23 protein-coding genes are annotated in these 23,269 nt (G+C 50.0%); 6 read left to right on the top strand and 17 right to left on the bottom strand.

Features of this window, described 5'->3' with window-relative positions; translation table 11 throughout:
• Positions 1-364: 364 nt before the first annotated feature.
• The gene (locus tag DEV76_RS20305; protein WP_109699767.1) at positions 365-3,562 is read left to right on the top strand and encodes a S41 family peptidase; all 3,198 of its coding nucleotides are present in this window, start codon (positions 365-367) and stop codon (positions 3,560-3,562) included.
• A 305-nt stretch (positions 3,563-3,867) separates the two neighbouring features.
• On the opposite strand, the gene DEV76_RS20300 is transcribed toward DEV76_RS20305, so the two are convergent.
• A complete protein-coding gene (locus DEV76_RS20300; RefSeq protein ID WP_157963012.1) occupies positions 3,868-4,113 on the bottom strand; it encodes a type II toxin-antitoxin system HicA family toxin in 246 nt (81 codons plus the stop codon).
• 240 nt (positions 4,114-4,353) lie between these two features.
• The gene (locus tag DEV76_RS20295) at positions 4,354-4,749 is read right to left on the bottom strand and encodes a hypothetical protein (RefSeq protein ID WP_109699765.1); all 396 of its coding nucleotides are present in this window, start codon (positions 4,747-4,749) and stop codon (positions 4,354-4,356) included.
• A gap of 116 nt (positions 4,750-4,865) precedes the next feature.
• Here DEV76_RS20295 and DEV76_RS20290 point away from each other — a divergent pair, with 116 nt between their 5' ends.
• Complete coding sequence (locus DEV76_RS20290) at positions 4,866-5,717, top strand: endonuclease/exonuclease/phosphatase family protein (RefSeq protein ID WP_198652148.1); 852 nt, start codon at positions 4,866-4,868, stop codon at positions 5,715-5,717.
• A 75-nt stretch (positions 5,718-5,792) separates the two neighbouring features.
• On the opposite strand, the gene DEV76_RS20285 is transcribed toward DEV76_RS20290, so the two are convergent.
• Complete coding sequence (locus tag DEV76_RS20285; RefSeq protein ID WP_109699763.1) at positions 5,793-6,761, bottom strand: M20/M25/M40 family metallo-hydrolase; 969 nt, start codon at positions 6,759-6,761, stop codon at positions 5,793-5,795.
• 87 nt (positions 6,762-6,848) lie between these two features.
• Between DEV76_RS20285 and ruvB the strand changes: the two genes are divergently transcribed.
• Complete coding sequence (gene ruvB, locus DEV76_RS20280) at positions 6,849-7,877, top strand: Holliday junction branch migration DNA helicase RuvB (protein ID WP_109699900.1); 1,029 nt, start codon at positions 6,849-6,851, stop codon at positions 7,875-7,877.
• Between the two features lie 80 nt (positions 7,878-7,957).
• Here ruvB and DEV76_RS20275 read toward each other — a convergent pair whose 3' ends face one another.
• From DEV76_RS20275 to DEV76_RS20265, 3 genes are read right to left on the bottom strand one after another with little or no spacing between them, the layout of a single operon-like run.
• Positions 7,958-8,659 (bottom strand): response regulator transcription factor, encoded by a 702-nt coding sequence (locus DEV76_RS20275; protein WP_109699762.1) that lies wholly within the window; start codon positions 8,657-8,659, stop codon positions 7,958-7,960.
• Between the two features lie 60 nt (positions 8,660-8,719).
• Complete coding sequence (locus DEV76_RS20270; protein WP_109699761.1) at positions 8,720-9,511, bottom strand: DUF3108 domain-containing protein; 792 nt, start codon at positions 9,509-9,511, stop codon at positions 8,720-8,722.
• Positions 9,512-9,521: 10 nt separating this feature from the next.
• The gene (locus tag DEV76_RS20265; protein WP_262509833.1) at positions 9,522-10,487 is read right to left on the bottom strand and encodes a lysylphosphatidylglycerol synthase transmembrane domain-containing protein; all 966 of its coding nucleotides are present in this window, start codon (positions 10,485-10,487) and stop codon (positions 9,522-9,524) included.
• Between the two features lie 53 nt (positions 10,488-10,540).
• Here DEV76_RS20265 and ruvC point away from each other — a divergent pair, with 53 nt between their 5' ends.
• Positions 10,541-11,110, top strand: a complete 570-nt coding sequence (ruvC, locus tag DEV76_RS20260; RefSeq protein WP_109699759.1) for a crossover junction endodeoxyribonuclease RuvC — start codon at positions 10,541-10,543, stop codon at positions 11,108-11,110.
• Positions 11,111-11,270: 160 nt separating this feature from the next.
• Complete coding sequence (locus tag DEV76_RS20255) at positions 11,271-11,972, top strand: response regulator transcription factor (RefSeq protein WP_109699758.1); 702 nt, start codon at positions 11,271-11,273, stop codon at positions 11,970-11,972.
• Here DEV76_RS20255 and DEV76_RS20250 read toward each other — a convergent pair.
• The 4 genes from DEV76_RS20250 to rsmA all read right to left on the bottom strand — a co-directional run bounded on the left by DEV76_RS20250 (position 11,969) and on the right by rsmA (position 14,769).
• Positions 11,969-12,370: an HIT family protein gene (locus DEV76_RS20250; protein ID WP_109699757.1), complete on the bottom strand. Its 402-nt coding sequence runs from the start codon at positions 12,368-12,370 to the stop codon at positions 11,969-11,971. The two genes, DEV76_RS20255 and DEV76_RS20250, sit on opposite strands and share 4 nt — an antisense overlap.
• 94 nt (positions 12,371-12,464) lie before the next feature.
• Entirely contained in the window at positions 12,465-12,938 is a 474-nt protein-coding gene (greA, locus tag DEV76_RS20245) for a transcription elongation factor GreA (RefSeq protein ID WP_109699756.1), read from the bottom strand.
• Positions 12,939-13,093: 155 nt separating this feature from the next.
• The gene (locus DEV76_RS20240; RefSeq protein WP_109699755.1) at positions 13,094-14,020 is read right to left on the bottom strand and encodes an NAD(P)-dependent oxidoreductase; all 927 of its coding nucleotides are present in this window, start codon (positions 14,018-14,020) and stop codon (positions 13,094-13,096) included.
• The gene (gene rsmA / locus DEV76_RS20235) at positions 14,017-14,769 is read right to left on the bottom strand and encodes a 16S rRNA (adenine(1518)-N(6)/adenine(1519)-N(6))-dimethyltransferase RsmA (RefSeq protein ID WP_109699754.1); all 753 of its coding nucleotides are present in this window, start codon (positions 14,767-14,769) and stop codon (positions 14,017-14,019) included. Before rsmA ends, DEV76_RS20240 begins: the two co-directional genes overlap by 4 nt.
• A 103-nt stretch (positions 14,770-14,872) precedes the next feature.
• On the opposite strand from rsmA, the gene pdxA reads away from it, so the two are divergent.
• On the top strand, positions 14,873-15,952 hold the full coding sequence (gene pdxA, locus DEV76_RS20230) for a 4-hydroxythreonine-4-phosphate dehydrogenase PdxA (protein WP_109699753.1): 1,080 nt from the start codon (positions 14,873-14,875) through the stop codon (positions 15,950-15,952).
• Positions 15,953-15,954: 2 nt separating this feature from the next.
• Here the strand turns inward: pdxA and DEV76_RS20225 are convergent, their stop codons facing one another.
• The 7 genes from DEV76_RS20225 to atpF form a co-directional block, all read right to left on the bottom strand.
• Positions 15,955-16,806 (bottom strand): class I SAM-dependent methyltransferase, encoded by an 852-nt coding sequence (locus DEV76_RS20225; protein ID WP_157963011.1) that lies wholly within the window; start codon positions 16,804-16,806, stop codon positions 15,955-15,957.
• 96 nt (positions 16,807-16,902) lie between these two features.
• Positions 16,903-17,202: a winged helix-turn-helix domain-containing protein gene (locus DEV76_RS20220; RefSeq protein ID WP_197737232.1), complete on the bottom strand. Its 300-nt coding sequence runs from the start codon at positions 17,200-17,202 to the stop codon at positions 16,903-16,905.
• Between the two features lie 67 nt (positions 17,203-17,269).
• On the bottom strand, positions 17,270-17,914 hold the full coding sequence (locus DEV76_RS20215) for a tetratricopeptide repeat protein (protein ID WP_109699751.1): 645 nt from the start codon (positions 17,912-17,914) through the stop codon (positions 17,270-17,272).
• Positions 17,915-17,948: 34 nt separating this feature from the next.
• The gene (locus DEV76_RS20210; protein ID WP_232827001.1) at positions 17,949-20,105 is read right to left on the bottom strand and encodes a TonB-dependent receptor; all 2,157 of its coding nucleotides are present in this window, start codon (positions 20,103-20,105) and stop codon (positions 17,949-17,951) included.
• Between the two features lie 391 nt (positions 20,106-20,496).
• Positions 20,497-22,074: a F0F1 ATP synthase subunit alpha gene (atpA, locus tag DEV76_RS20205; protein ID WP_109699750.1), complete on the bottom strand. Its 1,578-nt coding sequence runs from the start codon at positions 22,072-22,074 to the stop codon at positions 20,497-20,499.
• Between the two features lie 91 nt (positions 22,075-22,165).
• Positions 22,166-22,726, bottom strand: a complete 561-nt coding sequence (atpH, locus tag DEV76_RS20200; protein WP_109699749.1) for an ATP synthase F1 subunit delta — start codon at positions 22,724-22,726, stop codon at positions 22,166-22,168.
• 23 nt (positions 22,727-22,749) lie between these two features.
• Positions 22,750-23,244 (bottom strand): F0F1 ATP synthase subunit B, encoded by a 495-nt coding sequence (gene atpF, locus DEV76_RS20195; RefSeq protein ID WP_109699748.1) that lies wholly within the window; start codon positions 23,242-23,244, stop codon positions 22,750-22,752.
• Positions 23,245-23,269: the final 25 nt, after the last annotated feature.

Genomic DNA, 23,269 nt, shown 5'->3' with positions numbered 1-23,269 from the left:
CGGATTCCTTACCAAATATCTATTTGTTATTCTCGTTTTCCATGCTTCGGGGGGCAATAGTTCCGCTTTGGGTCGTTTTGGGTCATAAGGGGCGGTTTGGAGTCATGTTATCCCCCTGGAGGTTAGGGCTCAAATGCCCTTCATCTGCCCTTCATCTGCCTTTCGTCTGCCTTTCGTCTGCCCTTCATCGGCCAGTTAATATGGCTTTATCTCCTGCACATTATCCTGAAATAAGTTTACAACTGTACCCACTCCCCACCCACGGGCATGGAAAAATGTTCTGAAACACCGTTCTTCCGTGATAGAAGGTTTCCGCGTACAGGGAATCCTCATTATCTTACCTGTCACAAATTACCCTGCTATTATGAGACCATTATTACTGGGCGTTATGGCCGCAACCCTGTCGATGCCTGCCATTGCCCAACAATCAGACACATACTTTACCACCTCCCCCACCCTTACCCCTGACGGGCAAACCGTGATCTTCAGCTTCGAGGGAGACCTCTGGAAAGCCGATATCCAGCAACCCCAGGCCACCCGCCTCACGGCGATGCAGGGCAGCGAATCCCTTCCGAAAGTATCCCCCGACGGTAAATGGATCGCTTTCACCGGCACCCAGTTTGGCCGGGCCGATGTATTCATCATGCCCATCGCAGGCGGTGAAATAAAACAGCTCACCGTTCATGATGCCAACGACCTCATGGATTCCTGGAGCTGGGATTCCAAATCGGTATACTTTGCCTCCAGCCGTGGCGGTACCCCTACTACCTATAAAGTAGGCATCGATGGCGGAACGCCCGTTCGCGTTTTCAACCACTATTTCAACCTCATCCACAACGTTGCCGAGCATCCCACCACAGGAGAGCTCTTCTTCAACGATACCTGGGAAAGCAGCTTCGCCGCAAACCGCAAACGTTATAAGGGCGACTTTAACCCCGATATCCAATCCTACAATCCTGCCACCAAACAATACAAGCAATACACCAACTACCGCGGTAAAGACCTCTGGACTACCATCGACCGTAAAGGCAATGTGTATTTCGCTTCCGACGAAGCTAACGGGGAATATAACCTCTATACCTTTGCCGGTGGACAGAAAAAGGCACTCACCAAATTTCCTACTTCCATCAAGCGCCCGTCTGTAAGCGCTGCCGGTAACCGGATCGTATTTGAAAAAGATTACCAGGTATGGGTGTACGACGTTGCTTCCGGCAAATCGGAAAAACTTGCCCTCCAGCTGTTCCGCAACCCTGTTCTCAATAAAGAACAGGCTTTCGATGTGCGCGACCGCATCTCCAACTTTGATGTATCGCCCGATGGCAAGAAACTTGCATTCATTTCCCGCGGCGAACTCTTCGTGTCTGACATCGAAGGGAAGTTTGTACGCCAGCTCGAAGGTTCCGGCGAAAGGGTAACTGAAGTATGCTGGCTGGCTGACAATAAAACCCTGCTCTTCAACCAGACGCTGAATGGCTACCTCAATATCTACACCATCGCAGCCGATGGCAATGGTACTGCCAAACAGCATACCAGCGATAAGCGTAACAACCGCAGCATCAATCTCAATCATAACCGAACCGAAGCCGTATACCTCAGCGGCCGCGATGAAGTAAGGATCATCGATCTTAAAACACTGCAATCACGCACCGTTGTTAAAGACGAGATCTGGGCTTTCCAGAACGCTGAGCCACGCTTCTCTCCAAACGGTGAATACATCGTGTTCAACGTACGCCGCAATTTCGAGACAGATATCCTGGTACACCAGCTTAAGAAGAATACCACCACCAATCTCACCAATACCGGTGTTTCTGAAGTGGATCCTTTCTGGTCGCCCGATGGCAAGTATATCTACTTCGCGTCTTCCCGCACCAGGCCCTCATACCCATTTGGTATGCAGAATCCTAAGATCTACCGCCTCGCGCTCGACAAGAACGATGATCCTTTCCGCTCCGCGAAGTTCAATGAGCTTTTCGAAGAGAAGAAAGACGAGAAGAAGGATGAGAAAAAAGATGATAAGAAGAAGGATGATAAAACCGACAAACCAGCTGTTGCTGCTTCCGGTAAAAAAGATGATGAATCCGGCTCCGCTTCCGGTGCTATTGTGCTCAACACTTCGCGCCTGATGCAACGCATCCAGCAGGTATCACCCGATTTCGGTTCGCAATACGGGCCTTATCATATCACCGGCAAAGGCGATAAGGTTACCTTCTACTTTAGTTCTAATCATGAAGGACGGTTTGGGCTGTATAAAACAGTTTCTGAACCGTTTGAAAATACCAAGACTGACCGGATCAATGGAAGTGAGAATGTTAATGGCAACATAGTTGAAGTAGATGGTAAGCTCTATGTACTTGCCGGTGGCAATATCTGTAAACTGAACCCTGATGCCAACAAGATAGACCCGATCAGCATTGGCCAGACTTTCTACCGTAACCTGCACGACGAGTTCCAGCAGATCTATTTCGAAACCTGGGCCAACGTGGAAGAAAACTTCTACAACGCAGATTTCCATGGCACCAACTGGACCAAACTGCGCGACGATTACAGCCGCTACCTCCCGTATGTAAATAACCGTGCTGATCTCCGTGTACTGATCAACGATCTGCTGGGTGAACTGAATTCTTCCCATCTCGGGTTTAACTCCTTTGGTGACGAAGAACGCATTACCCTTAGCTACCAGACCATGGAAACCGGCATTCTCTACGAAGAACTGCAGTCTTACACCGTGCGCCGGATCGTTGCTAACAGCAATGCAGACAGAACAGGTATAGACATTCGCCCCGGTGATGTACTTACTAAGGTTAACGGCAAGAAAGTAGATCCTAAACAATGCCGAGATCAATACTTCACCCGCCCCGGTTTCGAGCGTGAAATCACCCTCACCTTCGAACGGGCAGGTACTCCCTTTGACGTACGCCTCCATCCTCAGAACAGCGGCGACCTCGACCGCCAGCTATACGACGAATGGATTTATGGTAACGAACAGAAAGTGGACCAGCTTAGCAACAACCGCATTGCCTATACCTATATGAAGAATATGGGCGGCGGTGAACTGGACAAATTCCTGATTGATATGGCTTCCAAAATCGGCAGTAAGGATGCGCTCATCCTCGACCTCCGTTACAACACCGGTGGAAACGTACACGATGAAGTACTTAAATTCCTGTCGCAGCGCCCTTACCTGGAATGGCAGTACCGCGAGGGCAAACGCTCTCCCCAGCCTAACTTCGCACCCGCAGGCAAACCTATTGTGCTGCTGATTAACGAACAATCGCTCAGTGATGCGGAAATGACTGCCGCTGGTTTCAAAGCCCTGGGACTTGGAAAGATCATCGGTACAGAATCTTACCGCTGGATCATTTTCACTTCCGGAAAAGGATTGGTAGACGGATCTTTCTACCGCCTCCCCTCCTGGGGTTGCTATACCCTCGATGGTAAAAACCTCGAGAAAGAAGGTGTAGCCCCGGATATCTATGTTAAGACCAGCTTTACTGACAGACTGGAAGACAAAGACCCTCAATTGGAACGCGCCGTACAGGAACTGCTGAAAAGCATCCGCTAATATGCACTCCATGTAATGTAAATATCAGGCCCGGCAGGAATGCCGGGCCTTTTTTTGCTAATTATTCAATGAGACAAAGCAGGCCAGCAATTGCGTCGTGCTTCCCGGTATGCCTCCCGGAAAACTACTAACCCCAATAGTGACACATGCTGGCCTGTGGCGCATTTACTTACACTTATGAGTCGGTCTGTTAAACACGATCTTTCTTCTGCCCCTCATCATTCTTACCTCAAAGGATGGCCCATCTACGTATGCATAACATTCTTCCAGTGCAACGCCTGCTTAAATTGCAACGCATTGTATGATCAATACCCACTCAGATAATCCTCCAGATCTTCACGCGGAACCCCTATTGCCCGCAGTGCCTGCATGATGATGAAGGGAGGCACAGGATCTGTAAGCCGCGATAATACTACCGGCCGCATACCTTCACGGGCTGTCCATTGCTCATGGCCACCTGACACCAGTCTGAACCGGTAACCTTTCCTGATAAGAAATGCCCGGAGCATTTCCAGAGACACGTCCTCTCCATAGTCAGTAGTTTGTTTCATGCCGTTGTATATTTTCCAGCTATTAAGAAATTTCATGCGCCTGCTTCTTTCCTTCTGATTACAAAACTCTCCTGTATAAAGGCACAGCTCTACCGGGGTAATTATGCAAAACGCGCACACTCATCCCCTCCCGAAACCACCTATTTAATCATCACGCCCTTGCTGTATAGCATAGCTCTCCCGGGACGCATACTGAGATACATCCGTTCCTTTACACTGTCACATCGTTTGTATGAATTATTATTCGCCGGAAGCGCCTACTTCCAGCCGTAAGCAAAATGGCCGCATCACTGATCCCGTCTTGAGATAGGCCATTACTTCCTGCAACTCCGAAAACCGGATCAATGGAGAATACCAGTCGCCTGCTTCCCTTGTCCACCTCCCTTCCCGCATCGCTTCTTCCAGTTTTTCATCCCTCCAAACCGTCCGCATATATACTCCCGTCACCACTTCCAGCGAATCGTACGCTGCCCTGCGGTTGCGTCCATATCCTGTTACCTGTAATGACGGTACATGCGCATGCCAGCAGCCTCCCGCATCCCGGAACAATACCCCGGCCGCACGCAACCGGTACGCTACCGGCCCATCAAATACTATACGCTTCGTAATCATGGATATGGTTGCAGCAATGCGCATCGCTGTAAAGTAAATTTAAAGGGAAAGATGACCGGGGGAATGAAAAAAGGGTGAGGATTTCTCCGAGTTTCAGGGAATATCTCCGAAAAACAAAGAATGTGGCGTATTTTAATTGCATGAAAAGGTTTTTGACTATTCTCTTCGCAGCTTTTTCCTGCATGCAGGCTTCTGCACAAGACCAGAGCATCCAGGTTATGACGTTCAACGTCCGTTATAACTCACCTAAAGACAGCATCAATGCATGGCCTAACCGTAAAGACCGTCTGGCCTCACAGGTCCATTACCACCACCCGCACCTCCTCGGAGTCCAGGAAGCGCTGTGGGATCAAATGCTCGACCTTAATAAAGCCCTCCCACAATACAAATACCTCGGAGTAGGCCGTACCGACGGAGACAAAAAAGGTGAGTTCTCCGCCATATTCTACGATACCACCCGCCTCCGCCTGCTCGAATCCAACACTTTCTGGCTCTCGGAAACACCGGATAAAATCGGCGCCAAAGGCTGGGATGCCGCCATCGAACGCATCGTATCGTACGGCAAGTTCCGCGACAAAACCACCGGTAAGATCTTCTACCACTTCAACACTCACTTCGACCATATGGGCAAAATTGCCCGCCGCGAAAGCGCGAAGCTCCTGCTCGAAAAAGTGGCTGCTATTTCCGGTAAACTCCCCGCAGTAGTAACCGGCGATTTCAATGCCACTCCCGATGATGAACCCATCCAGGTAATCCTTGATAAACAGAACAAGCTTCGCCTCACCGATGCCAAAGCCATCAGCCAGACACCGCATTATGGGCCCACCGGTACCTTCAACGGCTTCCGCTCACATGAAACCGGCAACGAACCTATCGATTACATTTTCCTGAAAGGCCCATGGAAAGTGCTGCAACATGCCACTATTTCCCAGACCTGGAAAGGCCTCTTCGCCTCCGACCACTTTGCCGTGGTTGCGAAGCTCCGGCTTTGATTTTCTTAAATACCCATTATAAACAAGGGCGGACCGTTATGGCCCGCCCTTGCGTTTTATATCTCCTCAGTTTTACTATTCTTTCGTTACACGGGTTGGTGTATCCTTACCACCAACGATAGTGCCCGAGCTAACAGCGATCGCATTGATGATATCGGCGATGTTCTGCATATCCAGCGATTCGATCTCATCATCTACACTATGGTACAGTTTGTCTTTATCGATCTGTGTAGTGGAAATGGTATGAGCAGGCACGCCCAGTTTTGCCAGCATGGCATTATCCGACCGGTAGAATAATTGTTGTTCGGGATATGGATCCGGATGGAACTGGAACTTGGAGCCTTCGAGGTTACGCTGCAGGATAGGTCCGAAATCGGAACGCTCAAAACCTGTAATAAACGCACTGTTACGCCCGAATTTTGATTCCTTACCGATCATTTCGATGTTGAACATCGCCACAACCTGGTCTGGATTCACTTCGCGGGAAAAATACCGGGAGCCGAAACCGCCGATCTCTTCGGCAGTAAATGCGGCGAAGATAACTGTACGCTCAGGCGGGTGCTGTTTGAAGTAACGGCTGAGCAGGATCACGGCCGTAATACCAGAAGCATCATCGTCAGCCCCGTTAGCGATACTGTCTTCCGCAACGGATTTCAGTACACCAATATGATCGTAGTGACCGGAGAAGATCACATATTCATCCGGTTTGCTGCGGCCACGGATAAGCCCTACCACATTGTGCAGCGATTTCGCACCGGGCACCAGCGTCAGGGAATCTGCAGGGTAAATGGTGCGGCCTTTCATGGCAAAAGGCTGGCGGTAGCTGGATGCTCCCGGCAACTTCTCCAGTCCGCTGGCGGCAAATTCCGCTTCAATAAAAACGGATGCTTTTTCAATACCGGGAGAAAAGGTCATGCGGCCCATCATACTGTCGGCGGCAAGCGCCGAGATAATGCGGCTCACCTCTTTTACGTCGGCCTGCTGTGCGCTGGCACCCAGGCTGGCAGAGAGCATCAGGGCGGCGGCGATAATTTTTCTGGTCATATGCAGATGTCAAGATTTGCTTAAAAATAAACGATATTCATATCCTCGCCAATTTCTCATTACTTTTGACGCTGAATGGCTACAGACATGTCCAATCCGAACCTTAGACCAGAGGAGAACAGGTTGAGCGCTGCGGAGAAAGAATTCGAGAACAGCATCCGGCCCAGGGAGATCATCGATTTTTCCGGGCAGGATCAGATCATCGAAAACCTCAAAGTGTTCATCAAAGCGGCGAAAATGCGCGATGAGGCGCTCGATCATATTCTTTTCCATGGTCCTCCGGGCCTGGGTAAAACCACGCTTTCACGCATCGTGGCTAACGAGCTGGGTGTAAATATCCGGGAAACATCGGGCCCCGTAATCGAAAAACCCGGCGACCTTGCCGGCCTGCTCACCAATCTGGAAACACGTGATGTTTTGTTTGTAGACGAAATTCACCGCCTCAGCACTGTTGTGGAAGAATACCTGTATTCTGCCATGGAAGATTACCGGATCGATATTATGATTGATTCCGGCCCTAACGCCCGTACGGTACAGATTAACCTGCATCCTTTCACACTGGTAGGTGCCACTACACGTTCCGGCCTCCTTACCGCCCCGCTGCTCAGCCGTTTCGGCATCAAAAGCCGCCTGGAATATTACAATACCGACACGCTGCAGCGCATCCTCTGGCGCGCCGCAGGCCTGCTGGGTACCAAGATCACTTCAGACGCTGCTTCGGAAATAGCCCGCCGCAGCAGGGGTACCCCGCGTATTGCCAATGGCCTCCTGCGCCGGGTACGCGACTTCGCCCAGGTAATGGGCAACGGCGTCATCGACCTAGGCATCGCACAGTTCAGCCTAAAAGCACTGAGCGTGGATGAATACGGCCTCGATGAAATGGATAACCGCATCCTCTCCACTATTATCGACAATTTTAAGGGTGGTCCCGTAGGTATCACTACCATCGCAACTGCCGTAGGCGAAGAGTCCGGTACACTGGAGGAAGTGTATGAACCTTTCCTTATCCAGGAAGGCTTCATCAAACGCACACCGCGTGGCCGCGAAGTAACCGAAAAGGCCTACATCCACCTGGGAAGGAACCCTAATAGCAGAGGCTCACAACTCCTGTTCTAATACATTATAAGTCAATATATTAAACAGAAAGGCCGGTTGAGTGTATCAACCGGCCTTTCTTTATTGTAAAACATTCAGCATCAGTCTTTCACCACAAGGCGGAAGCCATTACCGTGAATGTTCACGATTTCGATATTGGAATCGTCTTTGAGGTACTTCCGGAGTTTGGCGATATACACGTCCATACTACGGCCATTGAAGTAAGTATCGCTACCCCAGATCTTCTTCAGCGCTACTTCGCGTGGGAGCAGATCGTTCTTATGCTCACAAAGCATATGCAGCAGCTCATTTTCTTTGGGCGACAACGTATGCGCATCCGTACCCTTGGTGAGGGTGCGCAGGCGGGAGTTGAAATGATATTGCCCGATATTGAACTCAAATTGTTCTTCTTCTTTATTATTCAGCTCCTGATTGCGTTTCAGGATGGCTTTGATCTTCAGCAGCAGCAGTTCCGAGTCGAAAGGCTTGGAGATATAATCATCGGCCCCCAGTTTATAACCCTGAATAATGTCTTCCTTCATTGTTTTGGCGGAGAGGAAAAACAGGGGAATATCGGGGTCTACGTCGCGGATTTCTTCAGCCAGCTTGAAACCGTCCATATTCGGCATCATAATGTCGAGCAGGCAAATGTCGAACTTGTCCCTGCGGAAGGCTGCCAGCGCCAGAATACCATCCCTGCTAAGCTCCACATCGTAATCGTTGAGTTCCAGGTAGTTCTTTAATACCATACCGAGGTTGGTATCATCTTCGGCCAGCAGGATCTTGGGTTTGCGTTCTTCCATATTTAAAATTGATTGTGTCTGAAACAAATATAACAGATAAAGATGAATCCGGTTCGGGGTTTAACGCTTCTTTATGAGAGAGGAAAGCGCCCAGCGGAGGTTGGAGAAGCTGATCATGTCAACTTTAATGCTGCCCACGGAAATAGGACTATCTACCCGAAGGGGGATTTTATTGGCATCGTCGCTCACCCAAACCGTCATTTTCTCACCTCCTTCGAAGATGGTGCCTTTGATGAGCAGGGGTTTGAACTTGATAGCACGGAACTTGCCATAGCGGGTATCCACTTCTTCTTTGCCGATATAACGGATGTATATATCGAACACCTCATCGTCCAGGAACATGGAGAAGGGGATTTTATCGCCGGGTTTGTATTTATTGAAATCGATGTTACGGGCGTAATAGATGGAAGAGATCACGTCCTGTATGCAGGCCGGCACCTTAAATGTGCCGGTGGTGCTTACTGCGGTGGAGTTTTCCCGGTTAAAGCCCACGTTATTGTATTTCTTGTAGCCGCCTTCGTTGATATTGCGGATAAAGCGCATGGGGAGCAGGGTGGCGGTATCGATATAACTTTCGTAGCGGTCGCGCACTTTGAAGAACCAGTCGTAAGAGCGGTAGGTTTTACCATCGCCCACCACGTGGTATGCATCCCGGTTGTTGTATTTAACAAGAGAGCAGTTAAAGGTAGCTTCGCCGGCGCCAACGAACACGTTACCGAGATTGTAAAAGACTTTCAGGGTGATGGATTCGCCTGCCCTGAAGCTGGTGTTGACGATCCCGCAGAAGTTATTCTGCGCATCAGATGCGGTGGAAATCGCCAGGCCACAAAGCAACAGTAAAAAATACTTCATCGATCGATCGCTATTTATCTCTGAAAATCTTCACGCCAAGGAGCAACACGGAGCCGATGGCGGCGGGCAGCACCAGGTTAATAAGCCAAATGGCCACAGTGGCAGCCAGAATGCCTGCGGCATTGGCACTGAGGAGGCCCAGGAAATGGAGGCTTACGCTTCCCCGGAGGCCAATCTCCGCAATGGCCACAGTGGGGATCACTGCCATGACGAGGTATATTACGCTGATCATGAAAAAGCCCTGCCACCACACAAATGCAACTCCCAACGCATATAATAAAATCAAATATTGTGCCGTAAACACCATGTAACGGATTGCACTGAGATATAGCAGGGTCCGCAATTCAGCTGGGGAATACCGCACGATCACCATGATGAAAACCTTCACTTTCCGTAACCACTTCACCCGGTCTACCAATGATATGATGATCCTTAGCCGAAAATAAAGGAATAAAACGGTGGCGCAAACGAGTATAAGTAAAGCAAGCGTTAATTTTTCCCTAAAACCGGGAGAGGAGGAAGCCAGCCCCGTAACATCGAACCGGGAGATGTAATATATCCCACCCACGAGGCCGAAAAGAAGCGTGGCGATGATCTGTGAAAAGCTCCCCACAATCGTGGCCGCGATAGATTTAAGCTTGCTGCTGTTGCTGAGATACAGCATCCGGCCCCCATATTCCCCAATCCGGTTGGGCGTACTCACAGATACCGACACCCCGGTAAAGATGGCCGAAAAGGCCCTCCTGAAAGGAACTTCTTCCAGCGGACGAACCAGTATCTGCCATTTCCGTGCTTCAATCCCCCAGTTCACCAGCATCATGAAAATCACCATCAGCAAAAGCATCCATCCCCTGTCTGCCACGATCTCCTGAATATGCGCCCAGGCTGCCGGAAGGTTGTCCTGATGCCGGATCTGCCTAACAATCGCGAAGGTTAACCAGGTGAAGAGGGCGCCGCCGAGGACGTAATTGAGGATTATTTTGGTACTTTTGTTCAGACTTCACACATTTTGGCAAAAATACTCTCCGCTTGGCAAACAATACGAAAATAATTCTTGGGATAGACCCCGGCACCATTATCATGGGCTATGGCCTCATCGCTGTAAAAGGCCAGCAGGTGGATATTATCAAGATGGATGTACTCAAACTCAATCCCAAAAAAGATCATTACGAAAGGCTTCAGGCTATCCATGAAAGGATGAATAAGATCATTCTGGAGCACAAACCCGTTTGCTGTGCCATTGAAGCACCCTTCTTCGGGAAGAACGTACAGTCGATGCTCAAACTTGGCAGAGCCCAGGGGGTGGCCATTGCCGCCGCCATGCAGGCAGGACTTACCGTAGCGGAATACTCCCCTAAAAAAGTAAAACAGTCCATCACCGGCAACGGTAACGCCAATAAGGAGCAGGTGTGGCAAATGCTGCAACGCATCCTCAAATTCGCGGAAGTACCGGAATATCTTGATGCCACCGATGCACTGGCTGTGGCCGTATGCCATCATTTCCAGGACAGCAGCCCGCTCTTAACTGCCGGTAAATCAAAAGGCTGGGATAAATTTCTGCAGCAAAACCCTGAAAGACTGGCAAAGGCAAAGGGCTAATTGAACATAAACCGCCCGGCCGATGTTTGTTAATTGAGAAATTGTACTTATTTTGAACTGAATTCTGATGGAGGCGCCCTGAATTAGTACCGCTTGGCGCACACTACAATGTGTTACTCATGAAATTTTTACCTTTTATCACCCCTAATTTTTTTCGTAGATGGATACGAAGGCTAGAATTTTACTAGTGGAGGATGATTACAACCTGGGTGCTATTACCAAAAAACGTTTGGAAGAATCCGGATACGAGGTTACCCATTGCTCTGATGGGGAAATAGCCTGGAAAACGTTTCAAAAAAGCCTGTACGATATATGCCTGCTGGATGTTGTGATGCCTAAGAAGAACGGCTTTGAGCTGGCAAGGCAGATACGGCAAAAGAACGACCTGATCCCTATTCTCTTCCTTACCTCTAAATCGCAGGACGAAGATAAGATCAGCGGTTTCAAGCACGGTGCTGACGATTACGTTACCAAGCCCTTTTCCATGCAGGAATTGCTGCTTCGTATTGAAGTATTCCTGAAGCGCACCCGGCCACTGAATGCAGACAAGCGTACTACCTATACCGTAGGCAAAACCACCTTCGATTATGGCGAGTTGAAACTGATGGACAGTGCGGGCAAATTAAAAGCCAGCCTTACCCAGAAGGAAGCCGACCTGTTGAAGTTTTTCTGCGAGAATGCCAATAAAACCCTGAAAAGAGAAGAAATCCTGTACCACGTTTGGGGGAAAGACGATTATTTTCTCGGCAGAAGCATGGATGTTTTCATAACCAAAATCCGTAAACACTTCCTGGACGATAAAGACGTGAAGCTCGAAACGCTCCACGGCATAGGGTTCAAGTTCTATGTTCCCACGCTTTAAGCGTTACGTGCCAGTTCCGCTACAATTTTTTCCTGGATCGCCTTCAGTTCATCCGGCTGCAGCTTCAGCTTATGACGGGTGAAATTGAGATCGTCTGCCGAATTAATCGGTACCAGATGCATATGTGCATGCGGTACCTCAAGCCCCATTACGCTGATGCCTACACGGTTGCATGGAATAACGGCTTCAATGGCCCGGGCGATGGGGCGCGCGAAAAGCAGCCATTCTGCCAGGTAAACATCATCCACATCAAAGAACCTGTCTACTTCCGTTTTAGGGATTACGAGCGTATGCCCTTCCATCATGGGGAAGATATCCAGGAAAGCGTAGAAGCGGTCGTTCTCCGCGATTTTGTAACTGGGAATTTCGCCGTTGATGATTTTTGAGAAGATGGTCATAGGAAGTGTTTTAAGCCGTGATAAAACTACAATATTTGACATAAAAAAAGGCCCCCGTTTCGGCGGGGGCCTTTTCTATATACTTGCCGCCGCTTTACACGGTGATATGATCGATTTTGAAACGGAACTTGCCATTGGGGGCTACCACATCTGCTTCCTCCCCTACTTTCTTTCCCAGCAGGCCTTTGCCGATGGGAGAAGTAACGGAGATTTTGCCCAGCTTCAGATCAGCTTCCTTTTCGGAAACAAGCTGGTAAGTGATGGTTTTCTTATTGGCCACATTGGTTATCGTCACTTTACAGAGGATGGATACTTTGGAAGTATCAATTTCGTCAGCTTCAACGACGCGTGCTGTGGCGATGGCGTTTTCCAGCACGGCGATCTTTGCTTCATGAAGGCCCTGCGCTTCCTTTGCCGCGTCATACTCTGCATTCTCTTTCAAATCACCTTTCTCACGCGCTTCAGAAATCGCACGCGCAATCTCAGCCCTTCCTTTGGTCTTGAGTTGCGTCAGCTCATCCTTCATTAGTTCAAGGGTCGCTTTGGTAACATAATTTACGCCAGACATACCTGAATGTTTTTATTAGACAGAAAAAAAAATTAACGTCCTCACTTGCGCAAAGACGTCAATCAGTATCAGTATTGCAAATATAACTTTTTTTCGTTCCGGACCAGTCCCTCCATCAAATATTAAAATGCTTAATATGGAGGGTTTCCCCTATGCTAAAGATGCAGTTTTTCCAGCACTACTTTCGCCATTTTAATGCTCGCTTCATGGCTGTAGCCCGCTATATGAGGGGTAACTACCGCCCGGGGCGAGGCCAGCAGATATTGAAACTCCGCCTGTTCGGTTTCACTGTATGTCTCCAGCTTTTCGTTCTCCAGCACATCAAGCGCCGCACCTTCCAGGGTACCGTTTTCAAGCGCTTTCACCACATCGGCCGTTTTCACCACTTTACCTCTCGAAGTGTTGAGCAGGTACACCGGTTTGTGGAAGGAACTGAAGAAATCCATGTTCCCCAGATGCCGGGTTTCCTCCGTCAGCGGCAGGTGCAGGCTCACAATATCCGCTTCGCGGTAAAGGTCTTCGAGGGTGGCTTCCTGTACATATTCGTCTCCGAAGCCGGTTTTATACTTGTCGTAAGCGAGGATTTTCATGCCGAACCCGCGCAGCCGCTGTGCAAATGCACCACCGGTATGCCCGTAGCCTATGATGCCCACCGTACGCCCTCCCAGTTCCCAGGCCCGGTTGCCATCACGCTCCCAGATGCCCTGGCGCAGCTCCAGGCTGCTTTTCAGGAGGTTATGCATGAGCATAATGAGCATACCCACTGCCTGCTCCCCTACGGTATCGCGGTTACCCTCCGGACTGCTTGCCAGCCGTATGCCTTTAGATGTGGCATACGCCGTATCTATCAGCTCCATTCCCGATCCCAGCCGCCCGATCCATTCCAGCTGTGTGGCGCGGTCCAGCATAGGGGCATCTACTTTAATGCGGGTGGTTACGATAAGCCCGGAAGCCGTATGGATGGAATCTGACAGTTCGTTGTAGGTGATGGAAGGCCGGTAATCAACCGTAAAGCCCTTTGCCTGTAATTCGTTGATCAGATATTCGTGTACTTTGGCCGTGATGATTACTAGCTTGCTCATAACATATGTTCGGTAAGGGCAACGAAATCAGCCACTGTCAGCTCTTCTGCCCGTTTCGTAAATATTGGTTCCTGTAAAAATTCTTTCTTAAAATGCCCTTTCAGGGGGTTCCTTAATTGCTTGCGGCGCTGCCCGAAAGCGGTTTTCACCAGCAGCATGAACTTCTTCCAGTTCTTCACTTCATACGGCTGTTCGAGCCGGGTGAGGCGGATCACCCCTGATTTAACCTTAGGGGGCGGGTTAAAGCAATTCTCATGCACGTCGAAGAGATATTCAATCTTATACTCCGATTGCAGCAAAACGCTGAGGATGCCGTACTCCTTGTTACCATGCCCGGCGGCAATGCGCTGCGCCACTTCTTTCTGGAACATCCCTACAACCAGGGGCACCTGTTCTTTCCATTCCAGTACACGGAACATGATCTGGGTGGAAATGTTATAAGGAAAATTACCGATAACCGAGAAGGAGCCGGTAAACGGCGGCGGCGTTTCCAGGAAGTTTTCGTTGATCAGCTTCCCCTGAATGGCGGGGTACGTTTTCTCCAGGTACTGGACTTTTTCAGTGTCCAGCTCTACGGCTTTGAAGCTGACGTCCGGGATTTCCAGGAGATATTTGGTGATAGCTCCGGCACCGGGGCCTACCTCCAGCAGCTGCATTCCCGGGGTAACGGGCAATGCATCCACAATCTGACGGCACATGTTCTCATCCCGGAGGAAATGCTGGCCTAATGACTTCTTTAGCGTGTACATGGAACAGAATAAGCCGCAAATTTAAGGAATCCCCGGCAGTTTGTTCCCCGGGGCCCATCTCTCAACTATAACTCCTATATTTGTAGGATATTTCGGAATACTCATGAGCTCAGCAAACGCACATACGCACCGCCCCGTGATCGGGATCTCCGCAGGGGATTTGAACAGCATCGGCCTGGAGATCATCATCAAGACTTTCGCGGACAACCGTATGCTTGAATTGTGCACCCCGGTTGTATTTGCCTCTAACAAGGCCATCAACTTTTACCGCAAACTGCTCAACGAGAACAATTTCAATTACCAGAGCATCAAGGATTTCACGAAACTGAACCCCAAGCAGGTGAGCGTTTTCAACTGCTGGGAGGAAGAAGTGCAGATCACACCCGGCGTACTTAACGAGATCGGTGGTAAATATGCCGCCCGCTCTCTCGCCGTAGCCGTTGAAAGCCTGAAGAACCGGGATATCGAAGGGCTTATTACCGCCCCCATTCACAAAAAGAACATCCAGTCGAAAGATTTCGACTTTACCGGCCATACCCCCTACCTCCGCAATGCATTTGCCAGTAAAGACGTACTCATGTTCATGACGGCCGACAATATGCGTGTAGGCCTCCTCACCGAGCATGTTCCCGTTTCGGAAGTAGCGAAATATGTAACCAAAGAAAACATCCTCTCCAAGATCGCCATGATGAAAGACAGCCTCATCCGCGATTTCGGTATCGATAATCCCCGTATCGCCGTACTGGGCCTCAACCCCCATGCGGGAGACGAAGGGCTGATCGGCAACGAGGAAATACAGCAGATCACCCCTGCTATCCGCGAAGCTAAACAGCGTGGCACACTGGCCTTTGGCCCCTACAGCGCAGACGCCTTCTTTGCCCGCGAAATGTACACGCAATTCGACGGCGTACTGGCCATGTATCACGACCAGGGCCTCATCCCCTTCAAATCCCTCGCCAGCGGCGAAGGCATCAATTACACCGCCGGCCTCCCCATCGTACGCACTTCACCCGATCACGGTACCGCCTTCGACATCGCAGGTAAGAACGTGGCAGATGAAGCCTCTTTCCGGCAGGCTGTATTTTCCTGCCTCGACATCATTGCCCAGCGGAAGGAATATGCGGAAAACACCCGCAATCCCCTCAAGAAAACGGAACTTACCTCCGAAAGAGGCGCCGTGTAAGATCAGAGGTAAAACGCAATCATCTCCAGGAATCCATCCCCTTCTTCGTAGAACAGCTCATTACGGCCGTTCAGCTTAAACTCTATGTCCTGCAGGGAATCTATCCCAGCCACCTCTCCATGCAATAGTCCGATCAGCCGGAACATCTGCTGCCGGTCGTACCGGTAAGTGGGCCCGCCGATAAACTGCTCCAGGTATCCTACGAGCGCACGGTAAACCGGACGGGAAGCAGCAGGAATCTTATCTTCCGGCAACTTATAATCCATCAGCACCACATTCGTTTTATTAGGCGTGCGGAAAATCTGCATGGTATTGAGGAACAACTCATCCGTTACATAATGCACCACACCTTCGTAAATGACGAGGGTGGGCTTTTCGGGAGAATACCCCGCATCCCGGAGCCGCTCCAGCAGATGCAGGGTATCTGTGATATCCGCCTGAATAAAATGTATAGGTTCACCCGTTGGCAGCAGCCGGTTGTAAATCGCTGATTTAACGGGCATATGTGCCGCGTCTATCTCATAAACTCCACTCACGGCAGAACGGTGATGTTCCAGGATGTAAAGGGAAAGCGGGTCTAACCCCGCACCCGGAATACACACCTGGATGGGATTCCCCTCCTGCAGGTATTGCTCCAGCAGGTAACGCACGAACAGTTTGCGGTAGCGCAGTACCGTTCCGTAATGTTGCCAGGTTTGGTTCAGCTTCGCAGAAATATCCTGTACATCGCCGAAATCGAGCAGGGAAAAATAATCGCCGGCGAGGCCTGTCTGGTACAATGGCTGTGCCTGCAGTAGTACCATGGCGGAAGTGGGCGCCACTTTCAGTTTGGAATCGAGCAGTTCTTCTTCCATCGCGTGTCCTTTAAGGGTTATCAACACCGCTCCGGGCGGACGATAAAGATAACACGCAACGCTGCACCGGCCCTTCAGTTGCAAACGCAGCAGGGGTCAGGGTTTGCGGCCGGTATGAAAGTAAGTCTGGATGGATTTGACGTAGTCCTGGAATGCCGTTTCTCCTTTTGCGGTGATGTGGCAGATGGTGAGGGGGTAATTATCCTTGAATTGCTTCGTGACTTCTATATATTCCGCTTCTTTCAGCTTATTGATCTGCACACTGAGGTTGCCCGCCGTAGCGTTCGTCTTCTCCTTCAACACGGTAAATTCCGCTTCTTTCTCACGCATCAGCACAGACATTACGGCCAGCCGCAACTGGGAGTGCAACACCGGATCCAGTTCTTTAAACACCATCACGATCGTTTGAATTACAAAAATAACTACGGGCGGAAAGCATGTTCCGCCCGTAAAATATAAAAAATTAAGGAACCATTTTCAGCAACTCCTTCGTATAGGCTTCTCCCCAGCGCGGAGCAATATTGCTCTCCGGTTTAAAGGATGCATACTTCTGCAATGCCAGGTTAAACATTTCCTTTGCCTTCACCTTGCTGCCGCCAAAAGCCTCGGGCGTAAACAGCAGGTTCTGCCCCTGCAGCATATACACACGGGGGTTCTCCGGGTTCAGCGTACGCGCTTTCTCCAGCAGCTCGGCAGACTCCGTTCCGTAACGCATACCGCGCGACATAGGATCCACAGCAATACGGGAAGAAGCGATCAGCGACAGCAGGCATGAAAGTTCGGAATCCTGCCCTTTTAAAGCCACTGCTTTTTCTGCCAGCAATGATGCTTTGTCGGAAATGGGGTCCACTTTTGTTTTGTCTTCTGTCATGAATGCTTCGTTCACGAGGCAATAAGCAGCGTAATAATAAGGGAGCCATTGTGTTTTCTCCGCTTCGGCAATACGTTCGAAGGTATTTGCCAGCGTGTGCAGGTTTGCGGGCTTAAAGGTGCTGAAACTGTCCAGCAGCGAAACCTGTTGCTGCATGGCGGTTTCATAACGGTCCTGCGCGGAAGCGTTGCTCGTTACAACGGCCAGCAGTAAAAGATAGGCAAGAATAGATTTCATATTGTCGGATTAAAGGGTTGATGATAAGATGTTGTTACTGGCGGTCAATCATTTCCTGGCGGCGGTCCATACCAAAGCTCATGAACATGCCCACGTAAAAGAACCTGGGTGCCATTGGTTCCACTACCCTGCTGCGCAGCTTGTCTGTCGAATACCGGAAACCATACTGCTGCTCATTGCCCAGTACATTCGTCATGGTAAATACAAATACCGTAAATGCCTTGCCCACAGTGGTGAGGTAGTTGACATTAATGCTGAGTGTATTGAGATTGCGCGTTCTGTCTGTCATAAACTCACGCTCAGGGCGGTTCGGATTAAAGTAAGGCCGGCCAGTTGCGAAAGTATATGTACCTCCAAGGTTGAGCTGCCAGGCAGGAATGTAATGCTTGTATACCAGGGTAGCAGTATGCTCCGCTGCAAAATCAGGCTGCACTTCGTAAGGGTAATTCAGATGATCGCGTTTTGTATCGAGCCAGGAATAAGAGATCCAGTAGTCGGCGTTTTTGATGAGCTTTTTATCGCGCCAGAAAAGCTCAGCGCCTTTCGCATACCCGGTACCCTTGTTGTTAAATGAAGGTACTGTTTTGATAAGGTCGTGGTATTGTTTGTAGAAAAACTCCGTGCGAAATACCCGGAATTGTGAGATGTGCTGATAGCTGGCGATGTAATGCGTGGCACGCATATACCCGAGGTTATGATCGAAGCGGAGATATTGCTGCTCCGGTTTCTGATAGAATTCTCCATATGCCAATGCCACCTGGCTTTTTGCATCCAGCTTATACGCGATAGACGCCCGCGGTGCGATGTTGGGAGAACGGAGCAGTGAAGAATATTCATACCGTGTACCCAAACGGCCAACAAAGCGTGGCGTAAAATAGATATCCGCTTCTGCGAATGATGCAGTGTAACTATCCACATATTCGGCCTGAAATTCATTGAACTTCGAGTTCTCCGTACCGTATTGATATTCGCTCCCAAGGCGGAGCACGGAGAACTTCCCGAGGTTCTTTGAAAGCACCGCACGGAACTGCGACAGATCCTGCCGGCTCCGGATACGAGTAGGGCTCAGCTGCACACCAATAGTGTCCATGGAAATACGGTCGCGGTTGGTGCTGTAAGATGTTCCCAGCTGGATCTTCCAGCCTTTACCCAAACTTTCCTTCCACGACACATTCGTATAAAGATATTGGTTGGTAAGCCTGAACTCTTCATCTTTTCCCGGGTACTCAAGACTTTCGCCCCTGAATCCGAAACGGCCCCAGGAGCCCATCACAAATATTTTCAGCATACCATTGCGCGATGTTTTGAGGCGGTAATTGGCAGAAGAGTTAACAAATTCCGGAGACACTACAGGGTCCTGCTTTTGCTTCATCAGTTTAAAATACGGCCAGAGGTTAGCATAATCCAACTCTAAGCCATAGCCTTTCTTTTTGTCTTTCGACAATTTATCCACCCCTATTGCAGGCCCTACAGAACCAATGCCCAATGTATAGGACGATCGTTCCGGCAGGTCTACAGATTCCAGGACCAGCGCCGAGCTGAGGCCCTGGCCGTATTGGGCGGAGTAGCCACCACTGCTGAAAGTGGTGCCTTTAAACAGGAAGGGAGAAAAGCGGCCGCGTGCTGCAAAGTCGGGCATGCCACTGCTGAAAGGGTTACGCACAAGCATACCATCAATGAAGGTTTGTGTTTCGTACCCGGTGCCCCCACGAACAAAGAGCCCTTCCTTCTCCCCCACCTGCTGTGCGCCGGGCAGGGTTTTAAGTGCGCTTACGATATCTGCATTAGCTCCGGCGGTGGTCACAATATCCAGTGGTTTAAGCACGGTATTCTTTTTCTCGTCGCTGGCTTCGAAGCTCCCGGCAGAGATGGTCACCATCTTCAGCTCGTTCACCGTTTCCTTCAGAATAAGCAATAAGGGCGCTGAAGACGAAAGGTCGGCCTTCACTTCAATGGAGCCATATCCGGTAAGGGAGGCAGTGATGAGGCGTTCCCCTTTTTCGGAGGTGGTAAAGGTAAATGTTCCGTCTTTCGCGGTGGTAGCCCCGTCGTAGGAACCCACAAGCGATATATTTACGCCTGCAAGGGGCCTTTTACGGGCATCTGTCACTTTTCCGGACACAACCGTCTGCGCATGCAGCAACACCGGAAATAACAGGCAAATCAGGGTTATAAATGGCTTATACATCATATAGTCAGGTAGAAATGATAGATCAAAGATAATTCAGTTTACTATATAAACCAAACTACACTCTAAATTATATTATAAGTTAAAACATCGATCTTACGCAAGGGGCGCCTCCTGTTACAATCGTTCCAACCAAAGTTATAGCAGGGTTTTCACATACTTAAATTCTTTAGTTAAGGGGTTCCCCAATAGAGAAGGCGCGGCCGGTAATTCCAGCCGCGCCTTCTCTATTTGAACAACTATCTCAGCAACTTCTTTTGACTGGTACACCAGGTTGCCCCAGCGGTTATATACCGTTAATGCCGAACCGGGGAATCTGCCGCAAAGTGTTGCGTATCAATAAAAAAAGGCCCCCTGCATGCAGGGGGCCTTTTCAGAATATATGAGCAATGGCTTATGCGAAGCGGGGCTTCAGTTCATCGGCCAGGGCAACCATTTTCTTGATACCGTCTTCAGGCAGATTGCCTTTCTTGAACTCTCCGAGTACTTCGGGCAGGCGCACTTCCATTTCGTTGAGGAAAGCGTCTTCGAAAGCACGGATGTTCTTAACGGGAACCTCACGCAGCAGACCGTTGGTACCGAGGTAGATGATAGCTACCTGTTTTTCCACGGAGAACGGGCTGAACTGGGGTTGTTTCAGGATTTCCACGTTACGGGCACCTTTATCCAGTACGGATTTGGTAGCAGCATCGAGGTCACCGCCGAATTTGGAGAAGGCTTCCATCTCACGGTACATCGCCTGGTCAAGCTTCAGGGTACCGGATACTTTCTTCATGGATTTGATCTGCGCGTTACCACCTACACGGGATACGGAGATACCCACGTTGATCGCAGGACGGATACCGGCGTTGAACAGGTTGTTCTCGAGGAAGATCTGTCCGTCGGTGATGGAGATTACGTTCGTAGGAATGTAAGCAGATACGTCACCCGCCTGTGTTTCGATGATAGGCAGAGCGGTCAGGGAACCACCACCTTTCACGAGGTGTTTGATAGAATCCGGGAGGTCGTTCATTTGCTGAGCGATGTCGTCTTTCGCGATCACCTTAGCGGCGCGCTCGAGCAGACGGCTGTGCAGGTAGAATACGTCACCAGGATATGCTTCACGTCCGGGAGGACGGCGGAGCAGCAGGGACACCTCACGGTAAGCTACGGCTTGTTTAGACAGGTCATCATAGATGATCAGTGCGGGGCGGCCGGTATCACGGAAGAACTCACCGATTGCCGCACCGGCGAACGGAGCGTAGAACTGGAGAGGAGCCGGATCAGCTGCGGAAGCCGCAACGATGGTAGTGTAGGCCATAGCGCCGCTTTCCTGCAGGGTTTTCATAACACCTGCAACGGTGGAAGCTTTCTGGCCGATCGCTACGTATATGCAATAAACGGGCTTGCCCGCATCGTAAAATTCTTTCTGATTGATGATGGCATCGATACAGATGGCGGTTTTACCGGTCTGACGGTCACCAATTACCAGCTCACGCTGGCCACGGCCGATGGGGATCATGGCATCGATCGCCTTGATACCTGTCTGCAGCGGTTCTTTAACGGGTTCACGGTAGATTACACCGGGAGCTTTACGTTCCAGGGGCATTTCATACAGTTCACCGGTGATGGGGCCTTTACCGTCGATTGCTTCACCGAGGGTGTTTACCACACGGCCTACCAGGCCTTCACCTACCTTAATGGAGGCGATTTTACCTGTACGGCGAACGGTGTCACCTTCTTTGATGTTTCTGTACTCACCCATCAATACCACACCCACGTTGTCCTCTTCCAGGTTCAAAGCGATTGCTTTAACACCGCTTTCGAACTCTACGAGTTCACCGGAACGAACATTGTTCAGTCCATATACACGGGCGATACCGTCACCCACCTGCAGTACCGTGCCTACTTCTTCCAGTTCCGCGGAAGCGTTGAAGTTGCTCAGTTGCTGGCGTAATATCGCCGAAATTTCATCTGGTTTAATGTCAACCATCGTTATGATTTTTTAAAGAGTCGTTAAGGTTTATTGTTATAACGACAACAGCTTTGCGGTTACGCAGCGGCTGCTGTATCAATTGCTTTAATTAGCGGATGTTGGAAACGTAAATATTCTCGAGGAACTGTTTCTTGATATCCTTCAGGTCGCGCAGTACGGAAGCGTCGAACAGATCGTTGCCGGTTTCCAGCACGAAGCCGCCGATAAGCTCCGGATTTACATGTGCTTCCAGTTCTATTTTGCGGCCGGCGGAAGTTTCCACCTTTTCGCGGATCAGGTTCAGCAGGGATGCATCCAGGGGAGCGGCCGAAGTCAGTTTCACACGGGAAATACCTTTCAGTGTGTTATACTGCTTTTCGAACTCACCGGCGATCTGAGCCAGCACGCTTTCGCGGCCTTTGAGCGTTACAAGACGGATGAACGCGGAAGTGATACCGCTGATCTTTCCGTCCAGGATGGCGCCCATGATCTTGATCTTCTTATCGGCCTTAATGATGGGGCTTTTCAGCAGCGCTACCACATCGGCATTGCTGCGGGTGATGGACTGCAGCAGCAGCATGTCGCCATGCACCGCTTCCAGCTCATTCTGTGCCACCGCCAGGTCGATCAGCGATTTCGCATACCTGTTTGCTAAACGGGGATTCTGCATATTGTTTTATTCAGCCGTGTTAATTAGTTCATTTTGATTTCTCCGGCCAGCTGCTTGATGTAAGCTTCCTGGTTTGCCTTGTCAGACAGTTCTTTACGGAGTACTTTCTCGGATACTTCGATCACGAGGGCGCCCACCTGGTTTTTCACGTCGGTGAGTGCAGCCATCTTCTGGTTCTCGATTGCAACAGCCGCTTCAGCGATGATCTTCTTGGCCTGCGCCTGCGCCTGTTCTTTCGCTTCACGGATGATCTGCTCCTTCGCGTCTTTCGCTTCTTTGAGGATAGCACTGCGTTCTGCTTTCGCTTCTGCCAGTACATGCTCATGCTCAGCTTTCATCTGCGCCATTTCTTCTTTCACGCGCTCAGCGGTGGCGATAGACTCGGAGATGGAATCTTCCCTTTCTTTCAGGGTGGAGAGGATGGGCTTCCAGGCAAATTTCTTCAGAATCAGGAAAACGATAATGAAGATCACAAAAGAGATGGTGAATAAGCCTAAGCCAGGCATCAACAAATCCATATATCTAGTTATTTATGAGTTGTGA

Source organism: Chitinophaga deserti, from assembly GCF_003149455.1.
Taxonomy (GTDB): domain Bacteria; phylum Bacteroidota; class Bacteroidia; order Chitinophagales; family Chitinophagaceae; genus Chitinophaga; species Chitinophaga deserti.
The sequence above is the reverse complement of the archived record's forward strand: the minus strand, read 5'-3'. Positions and strand labels throughout refer to the sequence as shown.

Coding starts and splice junctions, on each gene's coding strand:
- DEV76_RS20215 (WP_109699751.1), bottom strand. CDS start 17,914: ATGAAATCTATTCTTGCCTATCTTTTACTGCTGGCCGTTGTAACGAGC.
- DEV76_RS20220 (WP_197737232.1), bottom strand. CDS start 17,202: ATGGTGTTTAAAGAACTGGATCCGGTGTTGCACTCCCAGTTGCGGCTG.
- DEV76_RS20255 (WP_109699758.1), top strand. CDS start 11,271: ATGGATACGAAGGCTAGAATTTTACTAGTGGAGGATGATTACAACCTG.
- atpH (WP_109699749.1), bottom strand. CDS start 22,726: ATGCAGAATCCCCGTTTAGCAAACAGGTATGCGAAATCGCTGATCGAC.
- rsmA (WP_109699754.1), bottom strand. CDS start 14,769: ATGTACACGCTAAAGAAGTCATTAGGCCAGCATTTCCTCCGGGATGAG.
- DEV76_RS20240 (WP_109699755.1), bottom strand. CDS start 14,020: ATGAGCAAGCTAGTAATCATCACGGCCAAAGTACACGAATATCTGATC.
- DEV76_RS20295 (WP_109699765.1), bottom strand. CDS start 4,749: ATGCGCATTGCTGCAACCATATCCATGATTACGAAGCGTATAGTATTT.
- greA (WP_109699756.1), bottom strand. CDS start 12,938: ATGTCTGGCGTAAATTATGTTACCAAAGCGACCCTTGAACTAATGAAG.
- DEV76_RS20300 (WP_157963012.1), bottom strand. CDS start 4,113: ATGAAACAAACTACTGACTATGGAGAGGACGTGTCTCTGGAAATGCTC.
- DEV76_RS20210 (WP_232827001.1), bottom strand. CDS start 20,105: ATGATGTATAAGCCATTTATAACCCTGATTTGCCTGTTATTTCCGGTG.
- pdxA (WP_109699753.1), top strand. CDS start 14,873: ATGAGCTCAGCAAACGCACATACGCACCGCCCCGTGATCGGGATCTCC.
- DEV76_RS20305 (WP_109699767.1), top strand. CDS start 365: ATGAGACCATTATTACTGGGCGTTATGGCCGCAACCCTGTCGATGCCT.
- DEV76_RS20250 (WP_109699757.1), bottom strand. CDS start 12,370: ATGACCATCTTCTCAAAAATCATCAACGGCGAAATTCCCAGTTACAAA.
- DEV76_RS20275 (WP_109699762.1), bottom strand. CDS start 8,659: ATGGAAGAACGCAAACCCAAGATCCTGCTGGCCGAAGATGATACCAAC.
- ruvB (WP_109699900.1), top strand. CDS start 6,849: ATGTCCAATCCGAACCTTAGACCAGAGGAGAACAGGTTGAGCGCTGCG.
- DEV76_RS20285 (WP_109699763.1), bottom strand. CDS start 6,761: ATGACCAGAAAAATTATCGCCGCCGCCCTGATGCTCTCTGCCAGCCTG.
- atpA (WP_109699750.1), bottom strand. CDS start 22,074: ATGGTTGACATTAAACCAGATGAAATTTCGGCGATATTACGCCAGCAA.
- DEV76_RS20225 (WP_157963011.1), bottom strand. CDS start 16,806: ATGGAAGAAGAACTGCTCGATTCCAAACTGAAAGTGGCGCCCACTTCC.
- DEV76_RS20290 (WP_198652148.1), top strand. CDS start 4,866: ATGAAAAGGTTTTTGACTATTCTCTTCGCAGCTTTTTCCTGCATGCAG.
- atpF (WP_109699748.1), bottom strand. CDS start 23,244: ATGGATTTGTTGATGCCTGGCTTAGGCTTATTCACCATCTCTTTTGTG.
- DEV76_RS20270 (WP_109699761.1), bottom strand. CDS start 9,511: ATGAAGTATTTTTTACTGTTGCTTTGTGGCCTGGCGATTTCCACCGCA.